This window comes from Paenibacillus lentus (assembly GCF_003931855.1).
Taxonomy (GTDB): domain Bacteria; phylum Bacillota; class Bacilli; order Paenibacillales; family Paenibacillaceae; genus Fontibacillus; species Fontibacillus lentus.
In genome coordinates, this window is the sequence record NZ_CP034248.1 from 3502662 (window position 1) to 3526799 (window position 24138).

Annotated in this window: 21 protein-coding genes and 1 pseudogene; 20 read left to right on the plus strand and 2 right to left on the minus strand. The window is 46.6% G+C overall.

All coding sequences use genetic code 11. The annotated features are described in order from the left end of the window. Positions 1-64: 64 nt before the first annotated feature. From EIM92_RS15805 to EIM92_RS15815, 3 genes are all read left to right on the plus strand, one after another. Positions 65-334, plus strand: coding sequence for a hypothetical protein (locus EIM92_RS15805; RefSeq protein WP_125083464.1), 270 nt, complete (start codon positions 65-67; stop codon positions 332-334). 46 nt (positions 335-380) lie between these two features. After that, a complete protein-coding gene (locus EIM92_RS15810; protein WP_246021011.1) occupies positions 381-1523 on the plus strand; it encodes an AI-2E family transporter in 1143 nt (380 codons plus the stop codon). A 100-nt stretch (positions 1524-1623) separates the two neighbouring features. Further along, positions 1624-2091 carry a hypothetical protein gene (locus tag EIM92_RS15815; RefSeq protein WP_125085230.1) on the plus strand — a complete coding sequence of 156 codons (468 nt, stop codon included), beginning with the start codon at positions 1624-1626 and terminating at the stop codon, positions 2089-2091. A gap of 258 nt (positions 2092-2349) precedes the next feature. Here EIM92_RS15815 and EIM92_RS15820 read toward each other — a convergent pair whose 3' ends face one another. Beyond that, positions 2350-3123 (minus strand): hypothetical protein, encoded by a 774-nt coding sequence (locus tag EIM92_RS15820; protein ID WP_125083465.1) that lies wholly within the window; start codon positions 3121-3123, stop codon positions 2350-2352. Between the two features lie 204 nt (positions 3124-3327). On the opposite strand from EIM92_RS15820, the pseudogene EIM92_RS15825 reads away from it, so the two are divergent. The 6 genes and pseudogenes from EIM92_RS15825 (at position 3328) to cysI (ending at position 10038) form a co-directional block, all read left to right on the plus strand. Beyond that, a pseudogene (locus EIM92_RS15825) lies at positions 3328-3892 on the plus strand (bifunctional transcriptional activator/DNA repair enzyme AdaA). Positions 3893-3913: 21 nt separating this feature from the next. Then, a complete protein-coding gene (locus EIM92_RS15830) occupies positions 3914-4432 on the plus strand; it encodes a methylated-DNA--[protein]-cysteine S-methyltransferase (protein WP_125083466.1) in 519 nt (172 codons plus the stop codon). Positions 4433-4654: 222 nt separating this feature from the next. Next, positions 4655-5323 (plus strand): pectate lyase, encoded by a 669-nt coding sequence (locus EIM92_RS15835; RefSeq protein WP_125083467.1) that lies wholly within the window; start codon positions 4655-4657, stop codon positions 5321-5323. 137 nt (positions 5324-5460) lie between these two features. Next, on the plus strand, positions 5461-6225 hold the full coding sequence (locus tag EIM92_RS15840; protein WP_125083468.1) for a MerR family transcriptional regulator: 765 nt from the start codon (positions 5461-5463) through the stop codon (positions 6223-6225). 225 nt (positions 6226-6450) lie between these two features. Beyond that, on the plus strand, positions 6451-8274 hold the full coding sequence (locus EIM92_RS15845) for an assimilatory sulfite reductase (NADPH) flavoprotein subunit (protein WP_125083469.1): 1824 nt from the start codon (positions 6451-6453) through the stop codon (positions 8272-8274). A gap of 39 nt (positions 8275-8313) precedes the next feature. After that, on the plus strand, positions 8314-10038 hold the full coding sequence (cysI, locus tag EIM92_RS15850) for an assimilatory sulfite reductase (NADPH) hemoprotein subunit (protein ID WP_125083470.1): 1725 nt from the start codon (positions 8314-8316) through the stop codon (positions 10036-10038). A gap of 215 nt (positions 10039-10253) precedes the next feature. Here the strand turns inward: cysI and EIM92_RS15855 are convergent, their stop codons facing one another. After that, on the minus strand, positions 10254-11447 hold the full coding sequence (locus tag EIM92_RS15855) for a transposase (protein ID WP_125081308.1): 1194 nt from the start codon (positions 11445-11447) through the stop codon (positions 10254-10256). A 394-nt stretch (positions 11448-11841) separates the two neighbouring features. Here EIM92_RS15855 and EIM92_RS15860 point away from each other — a divergent pair, with 394 nt between their 5' ends. From EIM92_RS15860 to EIM92_RS15910, 11 genes are all read left to right on the plus strand, one after another. Further along, positions 11842-12411, plus strand: a complete 570-nt coding sequence (locus EIM92_RS15860; RefSeq protein WP_125083471.1) for a biotin transporter BioY — start codon at positions 11842-11844, stop codon at positions 12409-12411. A 107-nt stretch (positions 12412-12518) separates the two neighbouring features. Then, positions 12519-13331, plus strand: a complete 813-nt coding sequence (locus tag EIM92_RS15865) for an energy-coupling factor transporter ATPase (protein ID WP_164515125.1) — start codon at positions 12519-12521, stop codon at positions 13329-13331. Then, positions 13316-14191, plus strand: coding sequence for an ATP-binding cassette domain-containing protein (locus EIM92_RS15870; RefSeq protein ID WP_125083473.1), 876 nt, complete (start codon positions 13316-13318; stop codon positions 14189-14191). The genes EIM92_RS15865 and EIM92_RS15870 overlap by 16 nt, the downstream gene beginning before the upstream one ends. A gap of 3 nt (positions 14192-14194) precedes the next feature. Beyond that, on the plus strand, positions 14195-14998 hold the full coding sequence (locus tag EIM92_RS15875; RefSeq protein ID WP_125083474.1) for an energy-coupling factor transporter transmembrane component T family protein: 804 nt from the start codon (positions 14195-14197) through the stop codon (positions 14996-14998). A gap of 9 nt (positions 14999-15007) precedes the next feature. Next, on the plus strand, positions 15008-16735 hold the full coding sequence (locus EIM92_RS15880; protein WP_125083475.1) for an adenine deaminase C-terminal domain-containing protein: 1728 nt from the start codon (positions 15008-15010) through the stop codon (positions 16733-16735). 36 nt (positions 16736-16771) lie between these two features. Next, positions 16772-18307, plus strand: a complete 1536-nt coding sequence (locus EIM92_RS15885; protein WP_125083476.1) for an AMP-binding protein — start codon at positions 16772-16774, stop codon at positions 18305-18307. A 3-nt stretch (positions 18308-18310) separates the two neighbouring features. Next, a complete protein-coding gene (locus tag EIM92_RS15890; RefSeq protein WP_125083477.1) occupies positions 18311-19480 on the plus strand; it encodes a thiolase family protein in 1170 nt (389 codons plus the stop codon). A 19-nt stretch (positions 19481-19499) separates the two neighbouring features. Next, on the plus strand, positions 19500-20348 hold the full coding sequence (locus tag EIM92_RS15895) for an SDR family NAD(P)-dependent oxidoreductase (RefSeq protein ID WP_125083478.1): 849 nt from the start codon (positions 19500-19502) through the stop codon (positions 20346-20348). 52 nt (positions 20349-20400) lie between these two features. Next, a complete protein-coding gene (locus EIM92_RS15900; protein WP_125083479.1) occupies positions 20401-21645 on the plus strand; it encodes a glycosyltransferase in 1245 nt (414 codons plus the stop codon). A gap of 83 nt (positions 21646-21728) precedes the next feature. After that, on the plus strand, positions 21729-22970 hold the full coding sequence (locus EIM92_RS15905; protein WP_125083480.1) for a sugar efflux transporter: 1242 nt from the start codon (positions 21729-21731) through the stop codon (positions 22968-22970). Next, positions 22960-24096: a glycosyltransferase family 2 protein gene (locus EIM92_RS15910; protein WP_125083481.1), complete on the plus strand. Its 1137-nt coding sequence runs from the start codon at positions 22960-22962 to the stop codon at positions 24094-24096. Before EIM92_RS15905 ends, EIM92_RS15910 begins: the two co-directional genes overlap by 11 nt. Positions 24097-24138: the final 42 nt, after the last annotated feature.

The following is a 24138-nucleotide window of genomic DNA, read 5'->3' on the forward strand; positions in this document are numbered from 1 at the left end:
TTCGCGAAATTTACACCGGATTATCGGTAAGCCATTATTTTATTTGCAGAGGAGAGTTGCAGCAATGGAACTGCACATCATTGAGGCTAATATGCTTAGACAAGAGGATGGTACTTACATAGGTAAAACTGTTTTTAAAGTGGAATCGCATAAAGCCAATTACGAAATTACCTTCTTTAGCAAAAAGGGTAACGACTGGGACTATAGCTTACATTACGCGGATGAACCGGGAATTGAGGAGCAGTTTCTTATCGTAGATGCACGAATTGAAGAGGATGATGAATGGTTTGATCGGCTGCTGGATGCTGCATGGGATACGCTGCCTGCGGAATGAACCGTTTGAATGAATAGATCCTGTAGGCAGAGGGGGAGGAGATTTCTTGCTACAAAAGCCATTTTATCGTACCTGCTTAGGAATCATTATGGTTCTAACCATTATCCTTTTATTATCTAAGGTTAGCTTTATTTTTATACCGATCGTCACTTTAATTAATATTTTGATTATTCCGGTCATGCTTTCTGGATTTTTGTATTATTTGCTTCGGCCGATTGTCCAGTTCCTGGAGCGAAAGGGATGGAATCGGCTGCTGTCCATTCTAACGATTTACTTGCTGTTCGCTGGAATAGTCACGGTTTTCCTTATCGTTGTCTGGCCTCCCCTGCAAAGGCAGGTGACCGATTTCGTGAACAATGTTCCGCTGCTTCTCAGGGAGCTGCAGTTGCAATTTAACGAATTGCGGCAATCCAAACTTTTCTCCATGTTCAGTGAAGAGAATGCACAGATCTCCGAGAAAATTACGGAATATATCAATTCGGTCATCGAGGCGGCGACGAAGTCGATTTCTCATATCATGGCTTTTCTCAACGAATTTTTTATCGTCGTAGGAACGGTGCCTATTCTGCTGTATTACATGTTGAAGCAGGATGACCGTGTAACGCCATCCTTACTTAGGATGCTTCCCAAACGTTATCGCCGTGATGGCGAGCAAGTCATCCATGAAATCGATAACGGGCTAAAAGGTTTTATTGCAGGACGCATGATAAGCGCGGTATTGCTTGCCGTTATGGGCTTTCTAGGTTTTTGGCTGATTGGTCTGCCATATCCGCTACTTCTAGCGATCGTTGGGGCGCTGTTCAATTTCATCCCTTACTTCGGCCCGTTTCTTGGAGCCATACCTTGCGTTATTGTTGCATTTACCGAATCACCATCCATGGTGTTGTGGGTCATTGTTATCGTTGTTGTTTCCCAGCAGATCGAGGGTAACTTGATCTCTCCCTACATTTACGGAAAAACGATTAATATCCACCCGTTGACAACGATCATTCTATTGTTGATTGCCGGTGATTTTGCTGGCATTCTCGGGATGATTCTGGCCATTCCCGTCTATATGATGGTCAAGGTCATTATAGTTCGTCTGTATCAATTGTTTATGGCTAGCAGGCAGGGGGAAGAGGACGAGGATGAGTCGGAGGATCTCATGCAGCATACGGCTGAATCTACGCAGGAGAAGGTACAACCTTAAGCTCATTTCCTTAGATGGTGAGGAATGTCATATCTCCCCCCCTATCCGTTGAGAGATGATTAAGCTACAGGCTATCATTAATTCTCGGGGGATGATAAGTATGGCAGCAACCGCCAAAGGCGGGAAGTACTTCTACGCATGGAGTACAATACTTCCTGACGGATCTTTTTACCTGCCGGATCAAGCCCTGCAGGAATACAATATTAAGCTGAACTCTAAAATTATTATAATGACGGGCCGCAATACGATGAAAGGCTTCAGCGTCGTTTGCAAAGATTTGATACCAAATTCACCGCTTGCCGCGATTTTTGACAGCTTACCTGAACTGCAGAGTTATTCGATTCCCGAAGGGCAGACCGTTACCTTTAAGGAGCGAATCTTCTGCTGGGCTCTGTTGAACCAGAGCCGATACATTACTTTGCCACTAAAGACATGGCAGCAGTTTGGTTTGCAGCCTGGTGACAAGCTGCTCTGTCTTCGGGCGACTCACTTGGCCTTTAATATTTTGTCAGAAGGTCCTTACATTGAACTGGCCAAGCAAATGAGGGATATTCTTGTGTATGAATAGTTCTTGAATTGTTAAGCTGATTACCACGATGGGCATCTATCCCTCCAGATGGAGTGGAAGATGCTTTTCTTTTTATATCCATAATGGGGAGGAAATTAGGTAATCCTACTTATTAGTTTACATAACAAAAGTTATGGTATGAGGGCGTTTAAATGTACATTAAATGGATTATGAAATGATCCCATAAAATCATCTAAAAAAAGGCCGAATCCTCCGGTGAAGAGGATCGACCTTTTTAGTCGATTAGCCAGAGCTGGCTTAATGCTCTTGTTTGATGATTTTAGCGACGTTGTTCAGCTTATTGCGGATAGGATGCTTGGTTAGCTTCTTGTTTACGATCTTGGCCTCAAAGCTAATAGTATCTCCAATTTCAAGTTCAACCTTCTTCATGGTTGCGCTATGGCTGGACCAAGCGTCGCCGATTTCCATTTCAGGATCGATGACAGCCACATTCTCGTAAATAACTACTTCATCATCATTATCGGAGAAATGGTTCGGTATTGTGGTGAACTCTTTGACCATAGCGATCAGCTTTACTTTGCCTTCGGGAAGCTCGATCCTCGCTTTCGTGGATTTTTTGCCGCTGTCCTTTGCGCTCACTTTGGCTGCTTCCACTGCGTTGTTCTTTGCTTTGTCAGTTTTTTCGTTCACTGCCACCTTGGTAGGAGCTGCTTTCGATTCAGCTTTGCTTTCATTTTTTATCGCTGTCGTGGCTGCTGGATTGTTATCGCCTTCGGCTGAAACAGCCGTGTCTACAGCTTTTATGCCATAATTCGCAGCCTGCATTTCCTTTAGATAAGAAGGATGGATACAGTGCTTCTGATTGTTGCCCAATTGAATGACAGCCGTAATATGATCAACATAGCCAACAATGCTGCAAGCTTCATTTAATCCGTGCCCTTTATAATAAAAAGCTTTCATTTTAGCTGCCTTGTTGGATAGCAGGCCCCATTCCTTACACTTGTCCATCAACTCCGCTTCATCCGCGAAGGTCGTATACGTATCAGGTTCGATCATAAACGTATGCACCATGTTTTCTCCGCCTTTATTGTTTATTCCCTACTATTTTAACATGTTTTACAGTGAAAGCAGCATTTGTCCGCACCCATTCAAGGTCGATACCACGGATCGAAATAAATGAATTATAATTTTTAGTTTAGAAATCTTGCTTTTACATTGATAAACCGTTCAAAACAACGGATCAGGAGTTATACTTGCTAGGGAGGGGAAAAAGTGATGAGAAAATTGGGTCAGCCGCTAACTGATGAGAAATGGCAGGCTATCGTTCAGAATGATACTTCTTATGATCATCAGTTTATATATGCGGTGGAGTCGACCGGTATTTTTTGCAGACCATCCTGTAAATCCCGACCGCCGAAGCGGGAGCATGTGCGAATATTTGACAACGCGCAGCAGGCTCTGGCTGCAAGTTTCCGTCCTTGCAAAAGATGCAAGCCGCTAAGCGGGACGCTGCCTGAGGACGAGTGGGTTGAACAGATTGCAGGATATATTGAGGCCCATTATACACAGAAACTGACGTTGGACATTTTGGCCGATGTGTGCCACGGTAGTCCTTACCATTTACATCGTACGTTCAAACGTGTTAAAGGAGTGACCCCGGCTTTTTATATACAGCAGAAGAGAATAGATAGAGCCTTGGAATATTTGCTGAAAACGGATCAAGCAATTTCTGAAGTGGCTTTGAAGGTAGGTATGGGTAGCACATCTTATTTCATAACCGTATTTAAAAAAAATTATGGGACAAACGCCCGCAGAATACCGAGCCAAGAATATAAATTAATCTCATCGGAGGTGTTGAATCATGAGATTGACAAATAGAGCTGCGTTGTATTGGACCAGGCTGTGCGTGGATAACTGGAATATTTATTTGGCTGCCACAGATAAGGGGCTGTGCTACGTAGGTTCCCATGATAAGTCCTTTGATGAGCTATCCGCTTGGGCGAACCAAAGATATCCGAGATATCCGTTTATTGAGAACAGGGAGAAGCTGCAGCGCTATGTGGAAGAATTAGCCCGATACTTGCAGGGAGGACTCCAGAGCTTCTCCGCTCCGATTGATGTCAAGGGCACATCATTTCAACAATCTGTATGGAAGGCGCTGTGCGAAATTCCCTATGGACAAACATGTACTTATTCCGATATCGCACTTAGAATCCATAAACCAGCCGCAGTTCGTGCTGTTGGAGCAGCTATCGGAGCCAATCCTTTATTGATCGTCGTACCGTGTCACCGTGTCACCGGGAAGAACGGTGCGCTTACCGGTTACCGTGGCGGACTCGATATGAAAGCACGACTGCTCAAACTAGAATCCGAATTTTAAACCAAAATGTTATGCGCCGTAAAATATTGTGTTAAAATGTTATAGATAATTCTAAAACAAGATTTCTAAATATTTGAAATTATGCAAATATAATGCATTATACCTATTGTTTTCTTGATTATTCTCGACTAATCTGGGGATGGGAGACGATATTCACAGATCTGTCAAAGAATGCAGACGTGTGCATTATCTCACCACACCTTAATCGGGAGGATGAATTGTATGAAGAAGAAAATTAGCTTTTTCCTCGCATTATCGTTAGTGTTGACGCTATTTGGAGCGGTTCAAGCTTCCGCAGCGTCCATAACGGTAGACTCTACAATTATCGTTAAGGCAGGAGAAACGTTTGATGGTAAGGGCCAAACCTATGTTGCCAACCCGAAGACCCTAGGTGACGGCAGCCAAGCCGAGAACCAAAAGCCGATTTTCCGTTTGGAAGCGAATGCAACACTGAAGAATGTCATCATCGGTGCGCCAGGAGCTGACGGAGTTCATTGTTACGGGAATTGTAATGTTACTAACGTCACTTGGGCAGATGTAGGTGAAGATGCACTCACTCTGAAATCTTCTGGAACCGTTAACATTACGGGTGGTGGAGCTTACAAAGCTTACGACAAGGTGTTTCAAGTGAATGCAGCCGGTACGATCAATATTAAGAACTTCAAAGCGAACGATATCGGTAAATTGGTTCGGCAAAACGGAGGCACATCATTCAAGGTAGTGATGAATGTGGACAATTGCGACATTTCCAAAGTTAAGGATTCGATTCTGCGCACAGATAGCAAGTCAACGACCGGAAAAATAACGAATACGAGATATTCTAATGTCCCGACCTTGTTCAAAGGTTTTGCATCCGGCAATACGAGCCAGTCCGGAAATACGAAGTATTAATTTAAACTTCATATGATAAAAGCCACGGCCTGCAATGGACATGTTGTCTCTTGCAGGCTTTTTGTTTATTTTAAATATAAATGTTGACCTTCACGCTACGTCAAGGTGTACAGTGTAAATTGTCAGGAGGTGATCCCATGGAATACACCGTGCAGAAACTGGCCCGATTAGCAGGAGTGAGCACAAGAACGCTTCGTTATTATGATGAGATTGATATTCTTAAGCCGGCAAGAATCAACTCGTCAGGATATCGGATTTATGGCCAGATCGAGGTAGACCGATTACAGCAAATTTTATTCTATCGAGAGCTGGGTCTTCCGCTAGAGCAAATTAAAGCGATCGTGAACTCGCCTGCATTCGACGGCGTTGCTGCGCTTCAAGAACACCGTGAGCAGCTACTTGACAGAAAACGGCAATTGGATATCCTCATCTCTAATGTGGACAAGACGATTGCTATGCATGAAGGGAGAATATATATGACTGATCAAGAGAAGTTCGAAGGGTTTAAACAAAAAATGATTGACGATAATGAACGCAAATACGGTAAGGAAATTCGCGAGAAATATGGGGATGAGAAGGTCGATCGATCCAACGACAAATTGCGAGCCATGACACAGGAACAACAGGAAGAGGCTGAGCGGCTAGCGGCAGAGGTGCATCGGGTGTTGGCCGTGGCCTATAAGACAGGCGATCCTTCTAGTCAGGCAGCCCAGCAAGCGGCTAATCTGCATAAGCAATGGTTGTGCTATTATTGGAGCGAATACAGTAAAGAAGCTCATGCTGGTTTGGCGCAAATGTACGTGGATGATGAACGATTCACGGCATATTATGACGGGCAGCAGCCAGGAACGGCACAATTTTTGCGAGATGCCATCTTCATATATACGGGGATAAAACAATGAAAATGAACGCTTCCCATTAAAAAAGGCTCTACGCCCCTGGCGTGGAGCCTTTTTTCGCTTGAAGGGAGAACGCAAAGGAATTATTAGTTTTACTAATCAAAGATATAAGATCATTCTAATTGACCGCCTGAGCACGCTATGATAAGTTTTATTTAATGATAAATTAGATGGTAATACTAGGAATTAATTAAAATTCTATGTATGACTGCGCGAGGTGGGATATTGTTGGAACTACAAGTTAGTAACAGTCCTTTTAGTCAGGAGCAAGCAGAGCTGCTCAATCGTCTTCTTCCTACGCTATCGGCAAATCAGCGCATTTGGCTCAGTGGATACTTGACTGCATTGCAGGGCACTGGTGCAGTAACGGCTGCAACTACGCTTGTTCAAGCAGTGGCTGCTGCGGAACCGGCTATTTCCAAGGAAGTAACTATACTTTACGGATCGCAGACAGGAAATAGCCATGGCCTGGCTAACAAGCTGTCCAAGAAGTTGGAAGAACAGAGCTACCAGGTGACTTTGACGTCGATGAGTGATTTTAAGCCGAATGGACTAAAGAAAATTGAGAACTTATTTATTGTTGTCAGTACGCATGGTGAAGGAGAGCCGCCAGACAGTGCTATTCCATTTTATGAGTACTTACATAGCAAGCGTGCGCCAAAGCTGGAGGGACTGCGTTATTCCGTCCTTGCGCTCGGCGATACTTCCTATGAATTTTTCTGTCAAACGGGGAAGGATTTTGACAAACGCCTGGAGGAGCTCGGCGGTGAACGAATAACTCCACGCGTGGACTGCGATGTCGATTTTGATGAGCCTGCTGCAGAATGGATGGGCCTTGTTCTGAGTGAGCTCGGCAAACGATCTGCGTCAGTCGCTGCCGTGGCCAGTGTTAGCACGACTTCGGCAAACAGCGTTACGGAGTCTGAATTTTCGAGAAGCAATCCTTTTAATGCTGAAGTTTTAGAGAACCTGAATCTTAACGGCCGTGGAGCTCAGCGGGAAACACGCCACATCGAGCTCTCATTAGAAGGATCTAACCTTAACTATGAGCCAGGCGATAGCTTGGGGATTTATCCGGAGAATCACCCGCTGCTCGTTGATGATTTGATTGCAGCTATGGGTTGGAACGGCGAGGAAATCGTCACCGTGAATAAGAACGGCGAACAGCGGAGTCTGCGTGATGCATTGCTGCGCTATTACGAAATCACGGTTCTTACGAAGCCATTGTTGGAGCAAGCCGCACAGCTCAGCCCAAGCCAAGAGCTAAAGCAACTGCTTGAGAAAGGGCGTGAGCAAGAACTGCGTACCTATTTGGCTGAACGCGATTTGCTCGATTTGGTAACGGACTATTCTTTTGCTGGGGTGAGTGCTCGCGAGTTCATTTCGATTCTAAGAAAAATACCTGCCAGACTTTATTCGATTGCCAGTAGCCCCAAGGCATATCCTGAAGAGGTGCACCTGACCGTTCGTTCTGTGCGCTATGAAGCCCACGGTCGCAAGCGCTACGGTGTATGCTCTGTGCAGCTTGCGGAACGGGTAGAGCCCGGGGATACATTGCCGGTTTTTGTTCAACATAATCCAAGCTTCAAACTTCCCGAGAATCCGGATACACCGATTATTATGATCGGTCCAGGGACGGGGGTCGCTCCTTTCCGAGCTTTCCTTGGGGAGCGTGAAGAGACGGGGGCGACCGGGAAAAACTGGTTGTTCTATGGAGACCAGCATTTCGCTACGGACTTCCTATATCAGGTGGAATGGCAGCGTTGGCTGAAAGACGGCGTGTTGAGCCGGATGGATGTCGCGTTCTCTCGTGACACTGACAAGAAGGTCTACGTTCAACACCGGATGCTTGAGAAGAGCCGGGAGGTTTATGAATGGCTGCAAGAAGGAGCCGTGGTGTATGTCTGCGGGGACGAGAAGAAGATGGCCCATGACGTGCATGCTGCATTGGCTGCGATTCTTGAGCAGGAGGGCGGTCTTAGCCCGGAGCAGGCTGCGGAATATTTGACTCGAATGCAGCAGGAGAAACGTTATCAACGGGATGTGTACTAAGCGGGGAGTCCCGAGGATTTCGAGAGGAGAATTGCCAATATGTCAGATAACAACTTAATGTCGCCAAACAGTGCGCCGCACAGCGATGTTGAAGATATTAAAGTTAGAAGTAATTATTTACGTGGAAGTCTAGTAGAGACACTTGAGGATCCAATTACAGGCTCCATCCCGGAAGATGATAACCGGCTGATGAAATTTCATGGGAGCTATATGCAGGATGATCGTGATTTGCGAAATGAGCGTCACAAACAAAAGCTGGAGCCAGCCTATCAGTTTATGCTTCGGGTACGTGCGGCAGGCGGAGTCGTTACGCCAAAGCAGTGGCTAATGATGGACTGCGTGTCCCAGAAGTATGGGAATGGAACTATTCGTTTGACCACTCGGCAATCCTTCCAGCTCCATGGTGTTATCAAATGGCACTTGAAGAAAACCATTCAGGAAGTGAACGAGTCATTGCTCAGCACGTTGGCCGCATGCGGCGACGTTAACCGTAACGTGATGTGTAACCCAAACCCATACCAATCGGAGGTTCATTCCGAAGTATACAAATGGGCGAGCAAAGTAAGCGATCATCTAGATCCGAGAACGAATGCTTATCATGAGATTTGGCTTGACGGTGAAAAGGTGATCGATAGCAATGACAGCCAAGTGGAGCAAGAGCCTATTTATGGCCGTGTCTATTTGCCGCGTAAGTTCAAAATTGGCGTAGCTGTACCGCCATCGAACGATGTTGATGTTTTTTCGCAGGATTTGGGGTTCATTGCGATTGTAGAGAACGGAGAGTTGAAGGGCTTTAACGTCTCCGTAGGCGGCGGCATGGGAATGACGCATGGAGATCCGAAAACCTATCCGCAGGTATCCAAAGTGATTGGCTTCTGCCTGCCTGAGCAAATGATAGATGTCGCGGAGAAGACCGTCACAATTCAGCGCGATTACGGTGATCGTTCCGTTCGCAAGCATGCCCGCTTCAAATATACAATCGATGATCGGGGAATCGACTGGTTTGTTCAAGAGCTGTCGAATCGGCTTGGCTGGAGTTTACAGGAGGCAAGACCGTTTCATTTCGAGCACAACGGTGACCGCTACGGTTGGGTGAAGGGCAGCAACAACAAGTGGCATTTTACGTTATTTATCCAGAACGGCCGCATTAAGGATGAGGAAGATTATAAGCTGATGACAGGCTTGCGGGAAATTGCCAAGGTGCATACGGGCGATTTCCGCCTGACACCGAACCAGAACCTGATTATCGCAAATGTAAGCAGTCAAAAGAAAGGGAAAATTGAAGGTCTTATTAAAGAATATGGCCTGACGGACGGCTTGCACTACTCCGCCTTGCGGAGAAACTCTATGGCATGCGTAGCGTTTCCAACCTGCGGACTCGCTATGGCTGAGTCTGAGCGTTATCTTCCATCCTTGCTGGATAAGATTGAGCCCATGCTGGAGCAAGTCGGCTTGCAGGATGATGATATTGTAATACGGATGACTGGCTGTCCGAACGGCTGCGCCAGACCGATGCTCGGAGAAATTGCTTTTATCGGCAAGGCACCCGGGAAGTACAATCTTTATCTCGGTGGCGGATTCTCTGGCAACAGGCTGAATAAGTTATATAAAGAAAACATCGGTGAAGATGAAATATTAGAATCCTTGCAGCCGATTATTACGCAGTATGCCAAGGATCGCGAAGAGGGCGAGCATTTCGGCGACTACGTCATCCGTGCTGGTTATGTCCAGGAAGTGACGGATGGTCAGAACTTCCATTCTTAACAGAATCGATGGCAACGAGGGTCTTTCCAGTAGGAGAGGCCTTCGTTTTTTTATCATGATCAGTAAACATTGGTTTGTAATAGAGCATTTTGCATAATTCCCTATTTGAGAATTGAATAGCAGAACCTAGACCTAGTTGGTGGTGCATTTTCAGCTAAATCCACTCGGTTTTCAAAAATGGGCAGACCTGCAGAATTTTCTGCGCATTCAAAATTTTAAGCAGCGACTTTTCTGTATTTCTGAGCCATTGCCAGGGCAGAAGCCAGCAATACAATTGCATTTAAATATTGGTGAGTTATGACTTTCTCTATGCCCCAAACATGCATGGCGTCTGCGGTCAAATAGGTTTTCATTCGGGAGTTGCAGCGTTCTACACTCGTTCTTTCTTTGTAAAGTTCTTGCCAACGTTTCGTGTTCCGGTGCGGACTTGAATAACGGCGCAAATCGCTTTTTGTATCAACCTTGAGCACCATTCCATAGTTGGAAGATGAACAGGCTGCCATCCCCAGCGGACAATCCACCTTGCCGGTCGCATGGGGACACCGGAATTTCAGGTGATCGCCATCTACTCCCCAGTATGTCATGGCAAAACCCATGGAGCAGCAAGGTGTACCGTTAGATGTTATACCTGCAGGCGGTTCCTTCTCATTGCGAAGATTCATCGGGATAATCGCTTGCGCTTTGAGCTTCCGTGCCGCTTCATAGTTTTTAAGTTGGTCATACCCAGCATCAAACACAAAGAACTTCACTTTCGCATCGGCAGCCACTTGTTCCATAAGAGCGGGTGCCAGATCACCGTCATTGACATGAGCCGGTGTAACCGAGAGGGCCAGGGGCAGTTCGCTAGCGGTGTCGACAGCAAGATGAAGCTTATAGCCGAACCACTTGACCTTGTTACCAAAGGAGTCAAACTTCGCGCCCCAGTTGGCATTCCCCGTCAGCTCACTTTTGCGCTTCGGCTGTTTCTTCTCGTAGGCATGGATCGCTGCGCTGTCCATCGCCACGTGACTTCCATCGATGATTCCTTCCTGCTTACAGCGTGTGACGAGATCCTCAAACAGACGTTTTGCCAATCCCTTATTCGTTAGCTCAGTGAAAACGCGGCTTAATGTGGCGATTGATGGAGCTTTTCGATCAAGCCTGAGTCCGCATTGGTAACGGAAACGAAGATCCATATCCAGACGACGATGCAAGCCACTAAATGTATCCATGTTCTCCAGCGGCGCTGCAAGCAATGCGCGAAGAATCCCTTGTCGGCAGTGCCCATCGGCACCTCGGGGTGAATGACTTCTCAAATCTTTAGCATATGGCCGTAAGTCCAGGGCACTGAAGAAGATAGGCAAACGTTCTTTAAATTCAAGTTTTTGAAGTTCTTCAAAGGAAAATAGACTTTCTTGTAGAATATACATAGTGACTTCTCCCCCTTGGGTTTTCTTGTTTTGTCACTTGAAAACTTCTCCAAGTTGGGGTGAAGTCCTTTTTTTATGTTTGAAAACCTTTGTCTAGCAAGGGCTCAGGTTAATGCAAAATGCTCAATAAAATAAGGGGAAGGGATACTTTCATAGAAATGGCTCTAATCAATTAATCTATTATATAATTCATCTGATTAATTATATATCGACAATAAAAAAACTTATAAATGCCACGAAAAAAACCACAATATGGACTGTAAAATGTATGCTTTAGGGAGGTCATTTCTTTTTTTGCCTTGAAAAGTTAATTATTGACATCAAAAAAATATTATGTCATTATTGTGTCAATATTGAATCTATGAAACTAAAATTGAATACGAGAGGAGCGCCTATGAAGATTAAAGATATGATGTATGTGGCCTTGTTTGCCGCAGTCATGGCTGTTTTAGGTTTGCTGCCTCCTATTCCACTCCCGTTCATCCCGGTGCCGATTACTGCTCAAACCTTGGGAGTCATGTTGGCTGGCAGTATATTAGGTGCTAGATTAGGCGGGTTAAGTCTGTTCATATTCATTATCATCGTCGCTGCAGGAGCGCCATTATTGCCCGGTGGAAGAGGGGGCTTAGCCGTCTTTGCAAGTCCTACTGGAGGGTACATTTTAAGCTGGCCGATCGCAGCATTGATTATCGGCTATTTCGTACAGCGAGCGTCGACACGCATTAACCTTTGGAAGTTGATTCTGATTAATTCGTTTGGTGGAATATTAGTTATTTACGCCATTGGGATTCCTTACATGTCTATCATTACGGAGGTACCGATGGGGAAGGCTGCACTTGGCAATATTACCTTCATACCAGGCGACTTGCTCAAGGTCGTGGTTGCTTCACTCATTGCGATTCGAATGCTAAAGGTAAATCCTCATATGCTTCATCGTGAAAGCAGCCGCTCACATAAAGCATAACTCCAACAAATTGCGAATGAAACGTTAGGTTTGCCAAAGCAGGCAAACCTTTTTCGACTAACGCTAGAATTTTTTTCGGACGTTACACAACATTGGAGGTTATGCTCATGATTCAATTCTCGGATGTTTCATTTCATTATCCGCACCAAGACACCATAATCCGCAATCTATCTTTTCAAATTCATTCAGGAGAATACTTAGCGATTGTAGGAACCAACGGAATTGGCAAATCTACGGTAGCCAAGCTGATGAACGGCTTGCTGCAGCCAACGGAGGGCCAAGTCAGATTTATGGATTATTGCACGAGCAATGATGAAGAGCTTGGGATGATTCGCGAAAAAGTAGGCATGGTATTCCAAAACCCGGAGAATCAAATTGTCGCCTCTACTGTTTTTGAAGATGTAGCATTTGGTTTGCAAAATATTTGCTTACCTTCTGATGAAATCTTTGCGAGAGTCGGAGAAACGTTGGAGCAAGTAGGGATGCTGGAATACATTCATGCTGATGTCGACTCCCTATCCGGAGGTCAGAAACAGCGCATAGCCATTGCCAGCATTTTAGCCGTAGATCCCGAGGTCATTATTTTTGACGAGTCTACTTCGATGCTCGATCCCGAGGGCAAGGCGCAGGTTCTTCATCTAATCAAACAATTAAATCAAAAGGGAATCACCATAGTAACGATCACTCACGATATGGAGGAACTGTCCGAGGCATCCAGAATCCTTGTGCTAGATCAGGGCAGCATCCGTTACGATGGGACTCCCGCTAAGCTATTCGAAGAGGATTATCGAGAGATACCCGGTCTCGCGGCTCCCTTTATTGTAAATATGAGAGATGTCTTAAGCAGCAAGGGAATTCCTTTGCCGCGCACGATATTTTGCATGGAAGATTTGGTGGATCATTTATGGAAATTACATTAAGAAACGTATTTTTTGCATATAACGAGGGGACGCCGCTGCAGAACGAGGTTTTACGAGATATCAATCTCACTCTGGAGAGCAATAAGATTATCGCGGTCGTAGGACGTACGGGTTCCGGGAAATCTACCTTTGTGCAGCATCTCAATGGCCTTTTGCACCCTACAGGGGGCAGCATCGACGTGGGCGATATCAGGATTGTGCATGATAGTAGAAGGAAGCCACTTCTCTTCGACAAGGTGGGCATGGTCTTCCAAATGCCTGAGCACCAGTTGTTTGAGGATACTGTTCTCAAAGATATATCGTTCGGGCCCAAAAATTTGGGTTGGCCGGCAGAGCTCATTCACAGCAAAGCGCTGCAGGCGATGCAAATGGTAGGCTTGGATGAGACCTATTGCGATAGATCGCCATTTGAACTTAGCGGGGGAGAGAAGAGAAGGGCTGCGATCGCGGGAGTCTTGGTGATGGAGCCGTCCGTGCTCATACTGGACGAGCCTACGGTTGGACTTGATGCAACTGGAAAGCAGTCTCTTATGGAACTAATGTTGGATTGGCACAGGGATAAGCAGCGAACCATCATCATCGTAACTCACGACATGAATTTATTAGCCGAATATGCCGAAGAGGTCATTGTTTTCGAAAGCGGTAAAGTAAAATTGAAAACGGATCCATTGACGCTATTCACCACGCATCGGCGTGATATCGAAGCTTTAGGGTTAAAACCTCCGATCGCGCTAGAGCTCGTAGAGAAATTAAACGCTAGGCTTAGTACGCCTATTCCGGTGAATTCGATCAGGCAGCAAGCGATACAAGCGCAGATCGCTGACTATTTCCTTATTTCCTGCGGAAAACGGGGGAGTTAAAGTATGGCTTTATCCAATCAATTGATTTTCGGCCAATATATCGACAGGAAATCGATCATCCATGAGCTCGATCCAAGAACCAAGCTTCTAATTGTGATGTCATTTATGATTACAGCGTTATTTCTTGCTAGTTTTGTCGCCTATGCCGTATTTACTCTTATCGTTGTTGCCTCTATTATCGTTTCCAAGATCCCGGCTTCATACATCGTCAAAGGGCTAAAGCCCGTATGGCTGATCATTATCGCAACTTCGATCTTTCATATCTTTCTGACACAGGGCGGCGAAGTGCTATTCAGAATAGGAACCGTCTTCATTTATGAAGAAGGCGTAATCAAAGCCATTGCAATAACGGTACGAATTATCCTATTGCTAATCATTGCTACCTTGCTGACCTTGACAACCAAGCTGACCGACCTAACGAACGCCATCGAATCACTACTTTCACCTTTCAAAAAAATAGGTGTCCCCACACAGGAAATTGCCATGATGATGACCTTTACGATCCGCTTTATCCCCATTCTTATGCAGGAAACAGAAAAAATTATGAAAGCCCAGCGGGCTAGGGGCGTCAATTTTTCCTCCGGCAATATATTTAAAAGATTATTGAACTTCATCCCGATTATTGTACCGATTCTTATGATGGCTTTCCAAAAAGCGGAAAGCGCGTCGCTGGCTATCGAAGCACGAGGTTACCGTCCGGGAATGAGGAGAACGCAGCTTAGGAGACTGGCTTTACAGTCTATCGATTATAAGGCGATGGTTGTGGCCGGATTATTTGTGATCGTGCTAATCATACTCAGAATGTGAGGAATAACAATGAGAATAGTGTCTTCCAGCTTTCAGGAGTATCAAGAGCTTATATCCGTATCCCTTGGCAGCAAACCGGCAACAATGTGGATCAAAAACGCCCAATATCTAAACGTGTACACCGGACAAGTCGAGAGGGGCAACATTTATATTTCCACGAACCGTATCGCCTATGTCGGAGATAAGGAATTTGTAGCATCACCAGAGACGTCAATCGTTGAGCTGGAGCAGGAACAGATTCTTGTTCCCGGTTATATTGAACCTCATGCCCATCCCTGTCAAATGTACAACCCATTTACTTGGGGTGACACCCAACTTCGGGGCGGTACCGTTTTATCTATTAACGATAATTTATCCCTGCTTATGCAACTTGGCGAACACAGAGCGATCCAATTCATTGAAGAATTGAATGGCATAAGCCGCCATATGTTTCTGTGGTGGTGCAATTTTGATCAACTGCAGTTGAATAACCGGGATTCGCTGCAGGAATGGCTGCTTCATCCCTTAGTCGTGCAAGGAGGGGAGTTTACGGAATGGTTCAAGCTTCTTCAAGGCGATGAAGAGCTGCAGGAACGGCTGTATATGTTAAAAGGTAAGCATCGTATGAGGGTGGAAGGGCACTTGCCCGGCGTTTCCTATGAGAAAATCAGCGGTATCGCGGCGGCGGGGATCGGAGCGGATCATGAAGCCTTAAATGCGAAGGATGTCCTCAAAAGATTAAGGCTGGGGCTATATGCCACTCTGAGATATTCCTCGATACGTCCTGACTTACCGGACATTTTGCAAGGCCTGGTGGGTGACCCGCGCTTTAATTTGAATCGTGTCATGCTAACGAGCGATGGTCCTTCGCCAAATTTCACGGCAGCGCACAGCTGTGCCAGTATGATCAAGCTATGTATAGAAGCGGGCATTCCCGCCGCTGATGCTTACAGATTAGGTACGTTAAATCCGGCGACGTATTACGGCTTGGACGAGGATTTAGGCGGTATAGCTCCAGGCAAGCTTGCTTGCTTCAATGTTCTTTCTTCACTAAGTGATCCTACACCAATACATGTGATGCAGCAAGGGAAATGGCATGTCTGGAATCGGTGCCAAGTAAATCCTACCGATGAAGCCATGATTTCAGACTGGTTGAAGGCGTATTTTCCATCGTCAAGAATAACGGTAAACCTGACTCCTGCCCAGATCCGAGTGGAAACCGATATCGGCATTGAACTGATCAACGACGTGATAACCAAGCCATATGAGTTTACCGCCAATTCTGAACTGGATGCGGAAGAGTGTTTTATTTCGCTGCTTGACTCCCATGGCCAGTGGGGACTTCATACCCGTTTGAAAGGTTTTGCGACTGGAGTGGTCGCGCTCGCCAGCACCTATAGCGCTTCGAAAGACACTTTGCTAATCGGTAGAAATTTGGGCGTTATGTGCGATGTGTTGCGAGAGCTTAACGATCGAGGTGACGGAATACTGGCTTATTTTGCAAACGGTGAGCAAGTTTATATTCCGCTTCCGTTAGGCGGCACGATGAGCGCCGCGGATATGAGAGCTGTTAGCGATTGTCTGGAACGATTTACGGGATTAATGCGTGAGCACGGCTATCGTTTTCGTGATCCGGCTTATACGCTACTATTTTTAACCGCATCACATTTGCCCAACATCCGTATGTCCGAAAGAGGGTTGTATTTGGTCAAGAACGATGAGGTGATAATTAGTCCGGTACAACTGAATATCGATTAGCGCTTTTCACAACATTCAGTACGGAAGGTGAAACTTATGCTCATTACCGATGTTATTCAAGCTCATGCTGCTAGTCATCCGGATAAAATCGCTCTTATTATAGATAACACCCGAAAAACGTACAAGGAATTATATTGCGGAATCAAGATGGCGGCTCATGTACTACTTGATTATGAGGATGAATTAAATGATGATCGTGATACGATTGTCGGTTTTTTACTGAATAATAGCGTTGAATTCATACAATATTTTTTAGCTGCGACAAAAATCGGTTTATGTTCTGCCTTATTCGACCCGAAGTGGACTGACGTGAATATTGAAGCCATCATCCGCCAATGCCAGCCTGCAATACTTATCGTTGATTTCGATATACTGCCGCGCTTAACCAATATACCTCACACCGCAAAGCTAATTGTCATCGACTCCGATGCTTCGGCGCACTCGCCTATGATCGCCAAATACAACGTAACTGCCGACTGGATCTCATCCGAGCCTCACCGGTTTTCAACGAGCGAAAGCTTGTTTTATATGGGGTTCACCTCGGGAACGACCGGGCTACCCAAGGGATTTGTACGTGCCCAGCGGTCATGGATTGAAAGCTTCACCCGTGCGAAGGAAGCATTTTGTCTTGCTGATAACGATCATGTTCTGGGTACGGGGCCACTTGTCCATTCCTTAACGATCTATGCAGCGATTCAAACCTTGTACCTAGGTGGAACCTTCTACTTATCTCGAAAATTCAGGGCAGAGCTAGCTATAGAGACGCTTGAATCCAATCCAATTACCCATATTTATTTGGTTCCAACGATATTTGAAGCGATTTATCATGCGGCGATCTCTCGTTCGTATAAATTTACTTCAACCACCGTAAGGTCATTAATAACGACAGGCGATAAATGGACGCCGGAGTCGAAGCAAAAGGTGAATCAGATATTTTCCAAAGCCGGTATATATGAGTTCTACGGTGCTTCTGAGTTAAGCTTCGTGACGGTACTTGATCCGGTAGGGAACGAGCAAAAGCCGAGCTCCGTCGGCAAGCCGTTTAGCGGCGTTGAAGTATCCATTCGCAAACCTGACGGTGAAGAAGCAGGTGAAGGCGAGGTCGGCCAGGTTTACATCAAGAGCGGTATGATCTTTTCCGGTTACTTCGAGAATGAAGAGGAGACAAAGCAGGTCATTCAAGGCGAGTGGGCGACTGTAGGTGATTTGGCAATGAGGGATGCCGATGGTTTTCTCTATATGGTGGGCAGAAATAAGAACATGATTATTAGCGGTGGCCTCAACATTTATCCAGAGGAAATTGAGAAAGTGCTGCTTAAGCAGGAGGAGATAGCCGAGACAGTTGTTGTTGGCGTACCTGATGCGTACTGGGGTCAAAAAGTGGTGGCGCTTATTCAGTTCCAAGAGGGGGCAGTACTTGCCGATCAGGATATATTTGCGTTATGCCGAAAGCAGTTGGCCAGCTATAAATGTCCGAAGGAAATTATTCGGGTACATTCCTTTCCTTATACGACAAGCGGTAAAATATCGCGAACGAAAATTATTGACTGGCTAGCCGGAAGGGGGGTGTAGAGCATGGCTATTCCCGTTATCGTAGCGGCGAAACGAACCGCGATCGGCAAGTATGGTGGAATGTTCAAAGAGACTCCGCCCGAGGTGCTCACAGCGGAAGTGATCAAAGCCATCTTGAACGATATGCTCGTGCAGGCTTGCGAGATCGATGACGTTATCCTTGGAAATGTAGTCGGCCCTGGTGGCAACATCGCCAGATTGTCCGCTTTGACTGCACGGCTTCCGGTAGAGGTTCCGGGATTAACGGTGGATCGTCAATGCGGCTCGGGTCTTGAGGCGATCAACATCGCGGCTAGGCTTATTCAGGCCGGAGCGGGCGACGTGTATTTAGCGGGCGGTGTGGAAAGTACGAGCCGAGCCCCATGGAAGATCGAAAAACCACTTTTGTTATATAGTAGGGATTTGCCCGCCGTCATGAACAGAGCGAGATTCTCTCCGGATTTTATCGGCGATCCCGATATGGGCACCGCTGCTAACAATGTTGCGGACAAGTATGGAATCACTCGGGAAGAACAGGATTCATACGCGCTGAACAGCCATCGGAAGGCAGTGCAGTCGCTTCGCAGCGGACGGTTTCATCGTGAAGTCGTGCCGGTCACAATTACCGTTGACAAGGAAATCAGAACCATCGATAAGGACGAATGTCCTCGCTCGAATACGTCGCTAGAGAAGCTGGCTGCTTTACGACCCATATTTGAGGCGGACGGTACCGTAACAGCCGGGAATTCTTGCCCAATCAATGATGGAGCATCCATCGTGCTAATGATGTCTCTGGAGAAGGCGATGGCTTTGGGCATAAAACCGCTCCTAAAATATGTTGATTCGACAGTAGCCGGCGTAGATCCGCATTATTTAGGCATCGGGCCGGTTCCAGCGGTGCGGAAGCTGTTGGCCCGCAACCATTTGTCCGTAAAGGATATCGACATCGTTGAGTTCAACGAAGCCTTTGCCTCCCAGGTGCTGGCCTCTCTCCAGCAGCTGCATATCCCGCCAGAAATCGTCAATGTCGGCGGAGGAGCTATCGCGCTTGGCCATCCATACGGGGCCTCCGGAGCGATACTTGTTACGCGCATGTGCAGCGAAATGCAGCAAATGAAAGCGGCGAGAGGCATTACTACGCTCGGTATCGGTGGTGGAATGGGGCTGGCGACATTATGGGAGAAATGCGAATAGGAGAGGAGGAGGCTGTTTCATGCTGCTTGCCAATCAATCGGCTGCCATAACAGGCTCAAGCCGGGGCATCGGCCGGGCTATTGCGATAAGAATGGCACAGGAGGGCGCGAAGGTCATCGTCAATGGAACCGATGAGAGCCGAGTGCAGGCTGTAGTACAGGAGATTCGTCAGAGCGGTGGTATCGCCGTTGGCGTAGCCGAATCGGTGGGGACAATGGACGGGGGAGCAAAGATCATATCAACAGCCATCCAGCAGTTTGGCCGGATCGATATTTTAGTGAATAACGCCGGGATCATTCGCGATAAAATAGCACACAAGCTAAGTGAAGAAGACTGGGACGCAGTCGTCGATACGCATTTGAAAGGGACATTCACCTGTACGCGGGCGGCGCTTCCAAGCATGAGGGAGCATAAGCACGGCTGCATTATCAATATGACTTCAACAGCCGGTTTGCACGGAACGGTGGGTCAGCTCAATTACAGCGCGGCGAAGGCAGGCATTCTCGGCATGACCTGGACGCTGGCACTGGAATTGGAAAACTACGGAATCAGCGTAAATGCCATTGCTCCAGCAGCTTTAACGGATATGACATTGCCATATGTTGAGAGGGCGAGGAGGGATGCAGCATCCACAGGACAAAGCTTTAACGATGATTATTGGAAGCTCGGAACGCCTGAGGAGGCCGCCGAACTCGCGGTTGCTTTATCATTGCCTCAGAGCCGCGGCATTACCGGAGCTGTGTTTTCTGTAAATGGCGGTGATATTGGACTGTGGGAGCGGCCTCAGCATCATTCGCTTGCCTCACGTAAGGTAGAAGCCTGGGACGCCGTAGAAATTTTCAAGCAAGCTTTAACGAATATAACATAACTTAATCGCCGAATATTCTAGCGAACAACGAACATACGGAGGTGTGCTTTTATTGAAAACGAAACGGATATTCATCGGCATGATGGCCGGAATGGGGAGAGTGAACCGCTGCCTGCCAGTGGCGCTGAAGCTCCGAGAGATGGGACATGAGGTAGCCTTTACGATTTGGGGCAATGCGGGTGCGGCGATGGAGAACGTCGGTTTCCAATCGATTCCGATTCCATCTATTCCAGAACCGAAAGGACAGGTGTTCCATCCTAACTTTATGGATTTTAACCACTTTTTAGCGATGATGGGGTATTCTGACCCAGAATATATGACCAATGAGCTGGAGGCTAGGCTGCGCGTTACGACCGACTTCAAACCGGATCTCGTGATTACCGATTCCAGCCTGTCTGCTGCATTCATCGCTCGAAAGCTTGGAATCCCGCTCGTTTCGATCAATCAATCTTGTTCACTCCCCGGCGGCATGCCTTTTGCTCAGGATACTCCAATTGCTCCGGCTGCTTCTGAAAAAACGAATGGGAAAGGAATTGAAGGGAATTACGATGTCACCGGAGTGCTTAATGAAACGTTAGCTTCGCATGGAATGAAGCAAGCCGACCATGTGCTCTCATTTCTGGCAGGTGATCTCGCACTTGTCCCTAGCATTCCGGAATTTGATCCTGTAGACCAATCGGCATTATCTATTCCGTTGGAATATGTCGGGCCGATGGTGTGGAGAGATGATAGTATGGCAGGCATGCCGCCGTCTTGGCGAGAGCACCGAATCGGTACAAGGAATCGGCGTGTATTCGTATATACGAGCAGACTGGTCGAGTGGGGTGTTGAGAGCGGCGGGCATATTTTCAGAGAAGTGGTTCACGAGCTGGGCAATACGGCTACGGAAATTTTAATCGCTACCGGATTTAATCCGCTAGAGGGAAATGCTGTCGAGATCCCCCCTAATATAAATTTCACGACATATGTGTCTGGGGTCATGGCCGCAGAGCAAAGCGATCTTATGATCCATCATGGCGGTCACGGTAGCTGCATGACAACACTGTTAACAGGCACGCCTTCATTAATCATCCCTACCTGGGCGGAAAGAGAGTTTAATGCCAGGCAATTACAGGGCATCGGGGGCGGCCGCGTGATCAATCCGAAGGATATAACCGGTCTTCAACTGGCAGAAGTCGTAGAATCGATGCTGAACGATGAAGCCTTGGAACAGGCTCGTAAATTACAGCAAGATATTGTTGCGGGAAATTATGGAGGGGCCGAGCGTGCTGCTGAATTGATTAGTGAGCTGTTATAACCCAGCTTGGGGTATGTGAAAGACAATGCTGAGGCTTTATCTGCATCATACATGCCGATACCTTAAGAAAGGAGTCGTCGCCATTGAAAAGTGTTCTGAACATGATGAGGAATCCCGCAGTCTTGCTGCTGTCTGTTTGTATCTTTTTTATTGGCATGGGATATTCCTTGACCTTGCCCTTTATGCCGCTGTTCGGCGTAGAGAAAGTTGGCATGACGCCTTTATCGCTCGGTACCTTTCTGGCTGTCGGATCGTTGTGCGGCATTATTTGCAGTACCATAATTGGGAGATTGTCGGATAAGAAACCGGTCCGAAAATGGATCGTCATCGGCTCGTCAGCCTCGGCTTCCCTAGGGTATGTTTTTTATGCTTTCAATGAAAATTATGTTGTTCTATTCATCGTCGTCTCGACGCTGATTGCGGTTTCTTATGCAGCTTTTCCACAGCTGTTCTCGCTGGCCAGAGAAATTACTGAGAGGGAAGCGAGCGTCGACATCCCCGTCGTGATGTCCGTCATGAGGGCTCTTGTGTCGCTTGCATGGATCGTTGGTCCGGTTATCGCATCCTTCGTTATACAGAAATTTGATTATCAAGGCTTATTTCTTACCGTGGCGGCCATGTATCTCCTAGTGGGACTGTTCGTGTTGTTCTTGCCTGCGGAGACGCAGAATGTGAGACCTACAAATACCTCGACAGAACAGACAACGGCTACAAAAATCAACTTCAAAAATGTGCTCCTGTCACCTCATGTTATTTTTGCCTTGCTGGCTTTTATGGCATTCGAAATCGCCAATTCAATGGGAGGTATTGTCACTCCGTTATATATCACCCAGGATCTGAGCGGGGAAAAGCTTGATGTCGGGATCATTGCGGGAATCAATGCGGCGCTGCAGGTTCCGATCATGATCACTCTGGGACTTATGGCCAAGCGGTTTGGAAGCTCCCTCTTAATGAACTTTGCTGGTCTGTTCGGAGCCGCATATTATTTGTTCCTCATGCTGACACAATCGACAATTCATATTATGGCCGTACAAATTTTGAGCGCGATATTTATCGCCATTGTACTGGGGATCGGGATGACGTTCTTTCAGGATCTTATTCCCAAAATGGTCGGCACAGCAACCACATTGTACAATAACGCCAATATTATAGGCTCAATGGGAGGCGGTCTGCTAGCAGGCCTCATTGGTGAATATTATCCAATCAAAACGGTGATTCTCGCATCAGCCATCCTTTGCTTCATGGGGTTTGCCTTATTAAAAATATCAACCGTGAGCAATGCATCCAGGCTCCGGATAAAGAAAGGAGATTCCTATGAAGGCTAGCGTCGTCATATTGGCATATAATCAGCGAGAAATCATAGAAGTCTGTTTAACCGCTTTAACCCGGCAAAGACTGGAGGAAGACGACAGCTTCGAGGTCGTCCTCGTGGACAACGGGTCAACAGACGGTACGGGGGAAATGATTCAAGGAATAAATGTTGACTATCCGCTGAAATATCGGTATATCCCTAGAACGGAGCAATCGAACAGAGCTGTTTCTAGGAATCAGGGCATCGTAAGCGCTAGCGGCGATATCGTGATTTTGTTGGACGGTGATCAAATTGCTGCTGCTGGATTCATTGCCGAGCATTTGCGCGTACATAAATTTGCTGATAATAAGCTCGTGATCGGCTTTAGGCAATACCTGGAGCAAGGAGCGATTAACGGGGAACATAAGAATGCCCTGTTTGATGAGGCACATATGCCTCCGTCCGAGGAGGATGAAAGGTTCTGGTTAATGGAACGCTTCTCCGAGAATGCAGGCGCGTTTCGCACGGCCTGGCATCTGTTCTTTAGCTGCAATATTTCCGTTAGAAGGGAGCGGCTGATCGGTGTAGGGATGTTCGATGATAAGTTTAAAGGCTGGGGGCTAGAAGACAGCGAGCTTGGATATCGGTTAGAGCAAGCGGGAGGCTCCTTTATTTTCAATAAGAAAGCTCTTGTCTATCATGTATATCATCCTTCCGAATTCAATGAGGATCGGTTTATCGGCTGGCACGCGAATCTGCAGCATTTTATATCTTGCCACCCGGGTTTCGAGGTCGAGGCTCAAAAAATATTGACGGAGTTTTTTAACCCGGAAATTAGATTATCGTGGTGGGATTGTTATGTGCGATTCGAAAATGTTGTCCGTGCCTATCAGGGATATGAGGGTAGCCGTTATCCCGTTAGTGTCATTGTTGTTTATAGGTATAGTACCGAAGTGATTAAAGCTATCGTATCGGAGGCGGCAGCTAGGGAGGTAGCCGTTATCGATAAGACCGTTGAATCCAACCTCGATCTTGTATGCCAGTCGGTCAGGGAAGCTTATGACGTGCTCTATTATCAACAACCGACGGAGAAGCAGCTCGTTGAGTTATATCTCGGCTTTTCTTTACGAGGAATATGGAGACAGCAGGTTTTCGACTGAGCACAATCGAGGGCTAATTCGAGGAATAATTGAAACAGGTAA

Coding starts and splice junctions, on each gene's coding strand:
- EIM92_RS15880 (WP_125083475.1), top strand. CDS start 15,008: ATGAGAATAGTGTCTTCCAGCTTTCAGGAGTATCAAGAGCTTATATCC.
- EIM92_RS15875 (WP_125083474.1), top strand. CDS start 14,195: ATGGCTTTATCCAATCAATTGATTTTCGGCCAATATATCGACAGGAAA.
- EIM92_RS15865 (WP_164515125.1), top strand. CDS start 12,519: ATGATTCAATTCTCGGATGTTTCATTTCATTATCCGCACCAAGACACC.
- EIM92_RS15895 (WP_125083478.1), top strand. CDS start 19,500: ATGCTGCTTGCCAATCAATCGGCTGCCATAACAGGCTCAAGCCGGGGC.
- EIM92_RS15835 (WP_125083467.1), top strand. CDS start 4,655: ATGAAGAAGAAAATTAGCTTTTTCCTCGCATTATCGTTAGTGTTGACG.
- EIM92_RS15830 (WP_125083466.1), top strand. CDS start 3,914: ATGAGATTGACAAATAGAGCTGCGTTGTATTGGACCAGGCTGTGCGTG.
- EIM92_RS15885 (WP_125083476.1), top strand. CDS start 16,772: ATGCTCATTACCGATGTTATTCAAGCTCATGCTGCTAGTCATCCGGAT.
- EIM92_RS15860 (WP_125083471.1), top strand. CDS start 11,842: ATGAAGATTAAAGATATGATGTATGTGGCCTTGTTTGCCGCAGTCATG.
- cysI (WP_125083470.1), top strand. CDS start 8,314: ATGTCAGATAACAACTTAATGTCGCCAAACAGTGCGCCGCACAGCGAT.
- EIM92_RS15820 (WP_125083465.1), bottom strand. CDS start 3,123: ATGGTGCATACGTTTATGATCGAACCTGATACGTATACGACCTTCGCG.
- EIM92_RS15805 (WP_125083464.1), top strand. CDS start 65: ATGGAACTGCACATCATTGAGGCTAATATGCTTAGACAAGAGGATGGT.
- EIM92_RS15840 (WP_125083468.1), top strand. CDS start 5,461: ATGGAATACACCGTGCAGAAACTGGCCCGATTAGCAGGAGTGAGCACA.
- EIM92_RS15910 (WP_125083481.1), top strand. CDS start 22,960: ATGAAGGCTAGCGTCGTCATATTGGCATATAATCAGCGAGAAATCATA.
- EIM92_RS15855 (WP_125081308.1), bottom strand. CDS start 11,447: ATGTATATTCTACAAGAAAGTCTATTTTCCTTTGAAGAACTTCAAAAA.
- EIM92_RS15815 (WP_125085230.1), top strand. CDS start 1,624: ATGGCAGCAACCGCCAAAGGCGGGAAGTACTTCTACGCATGGAGTACA.
- EIM92_RS15890 (WP_125083477.1), top strand. CDS start 18,311: ATGGCTATTCCCGTTATCGTAGCGGCGAAACGAACCGCGATCGGCAAG.
- EIM92_RS15870 (WP_125083473.1), top strand. CDS start 13,316: ATGGAAATTACATTAAGAAACGTATTTTTTGCATATAACGAGGGGACG.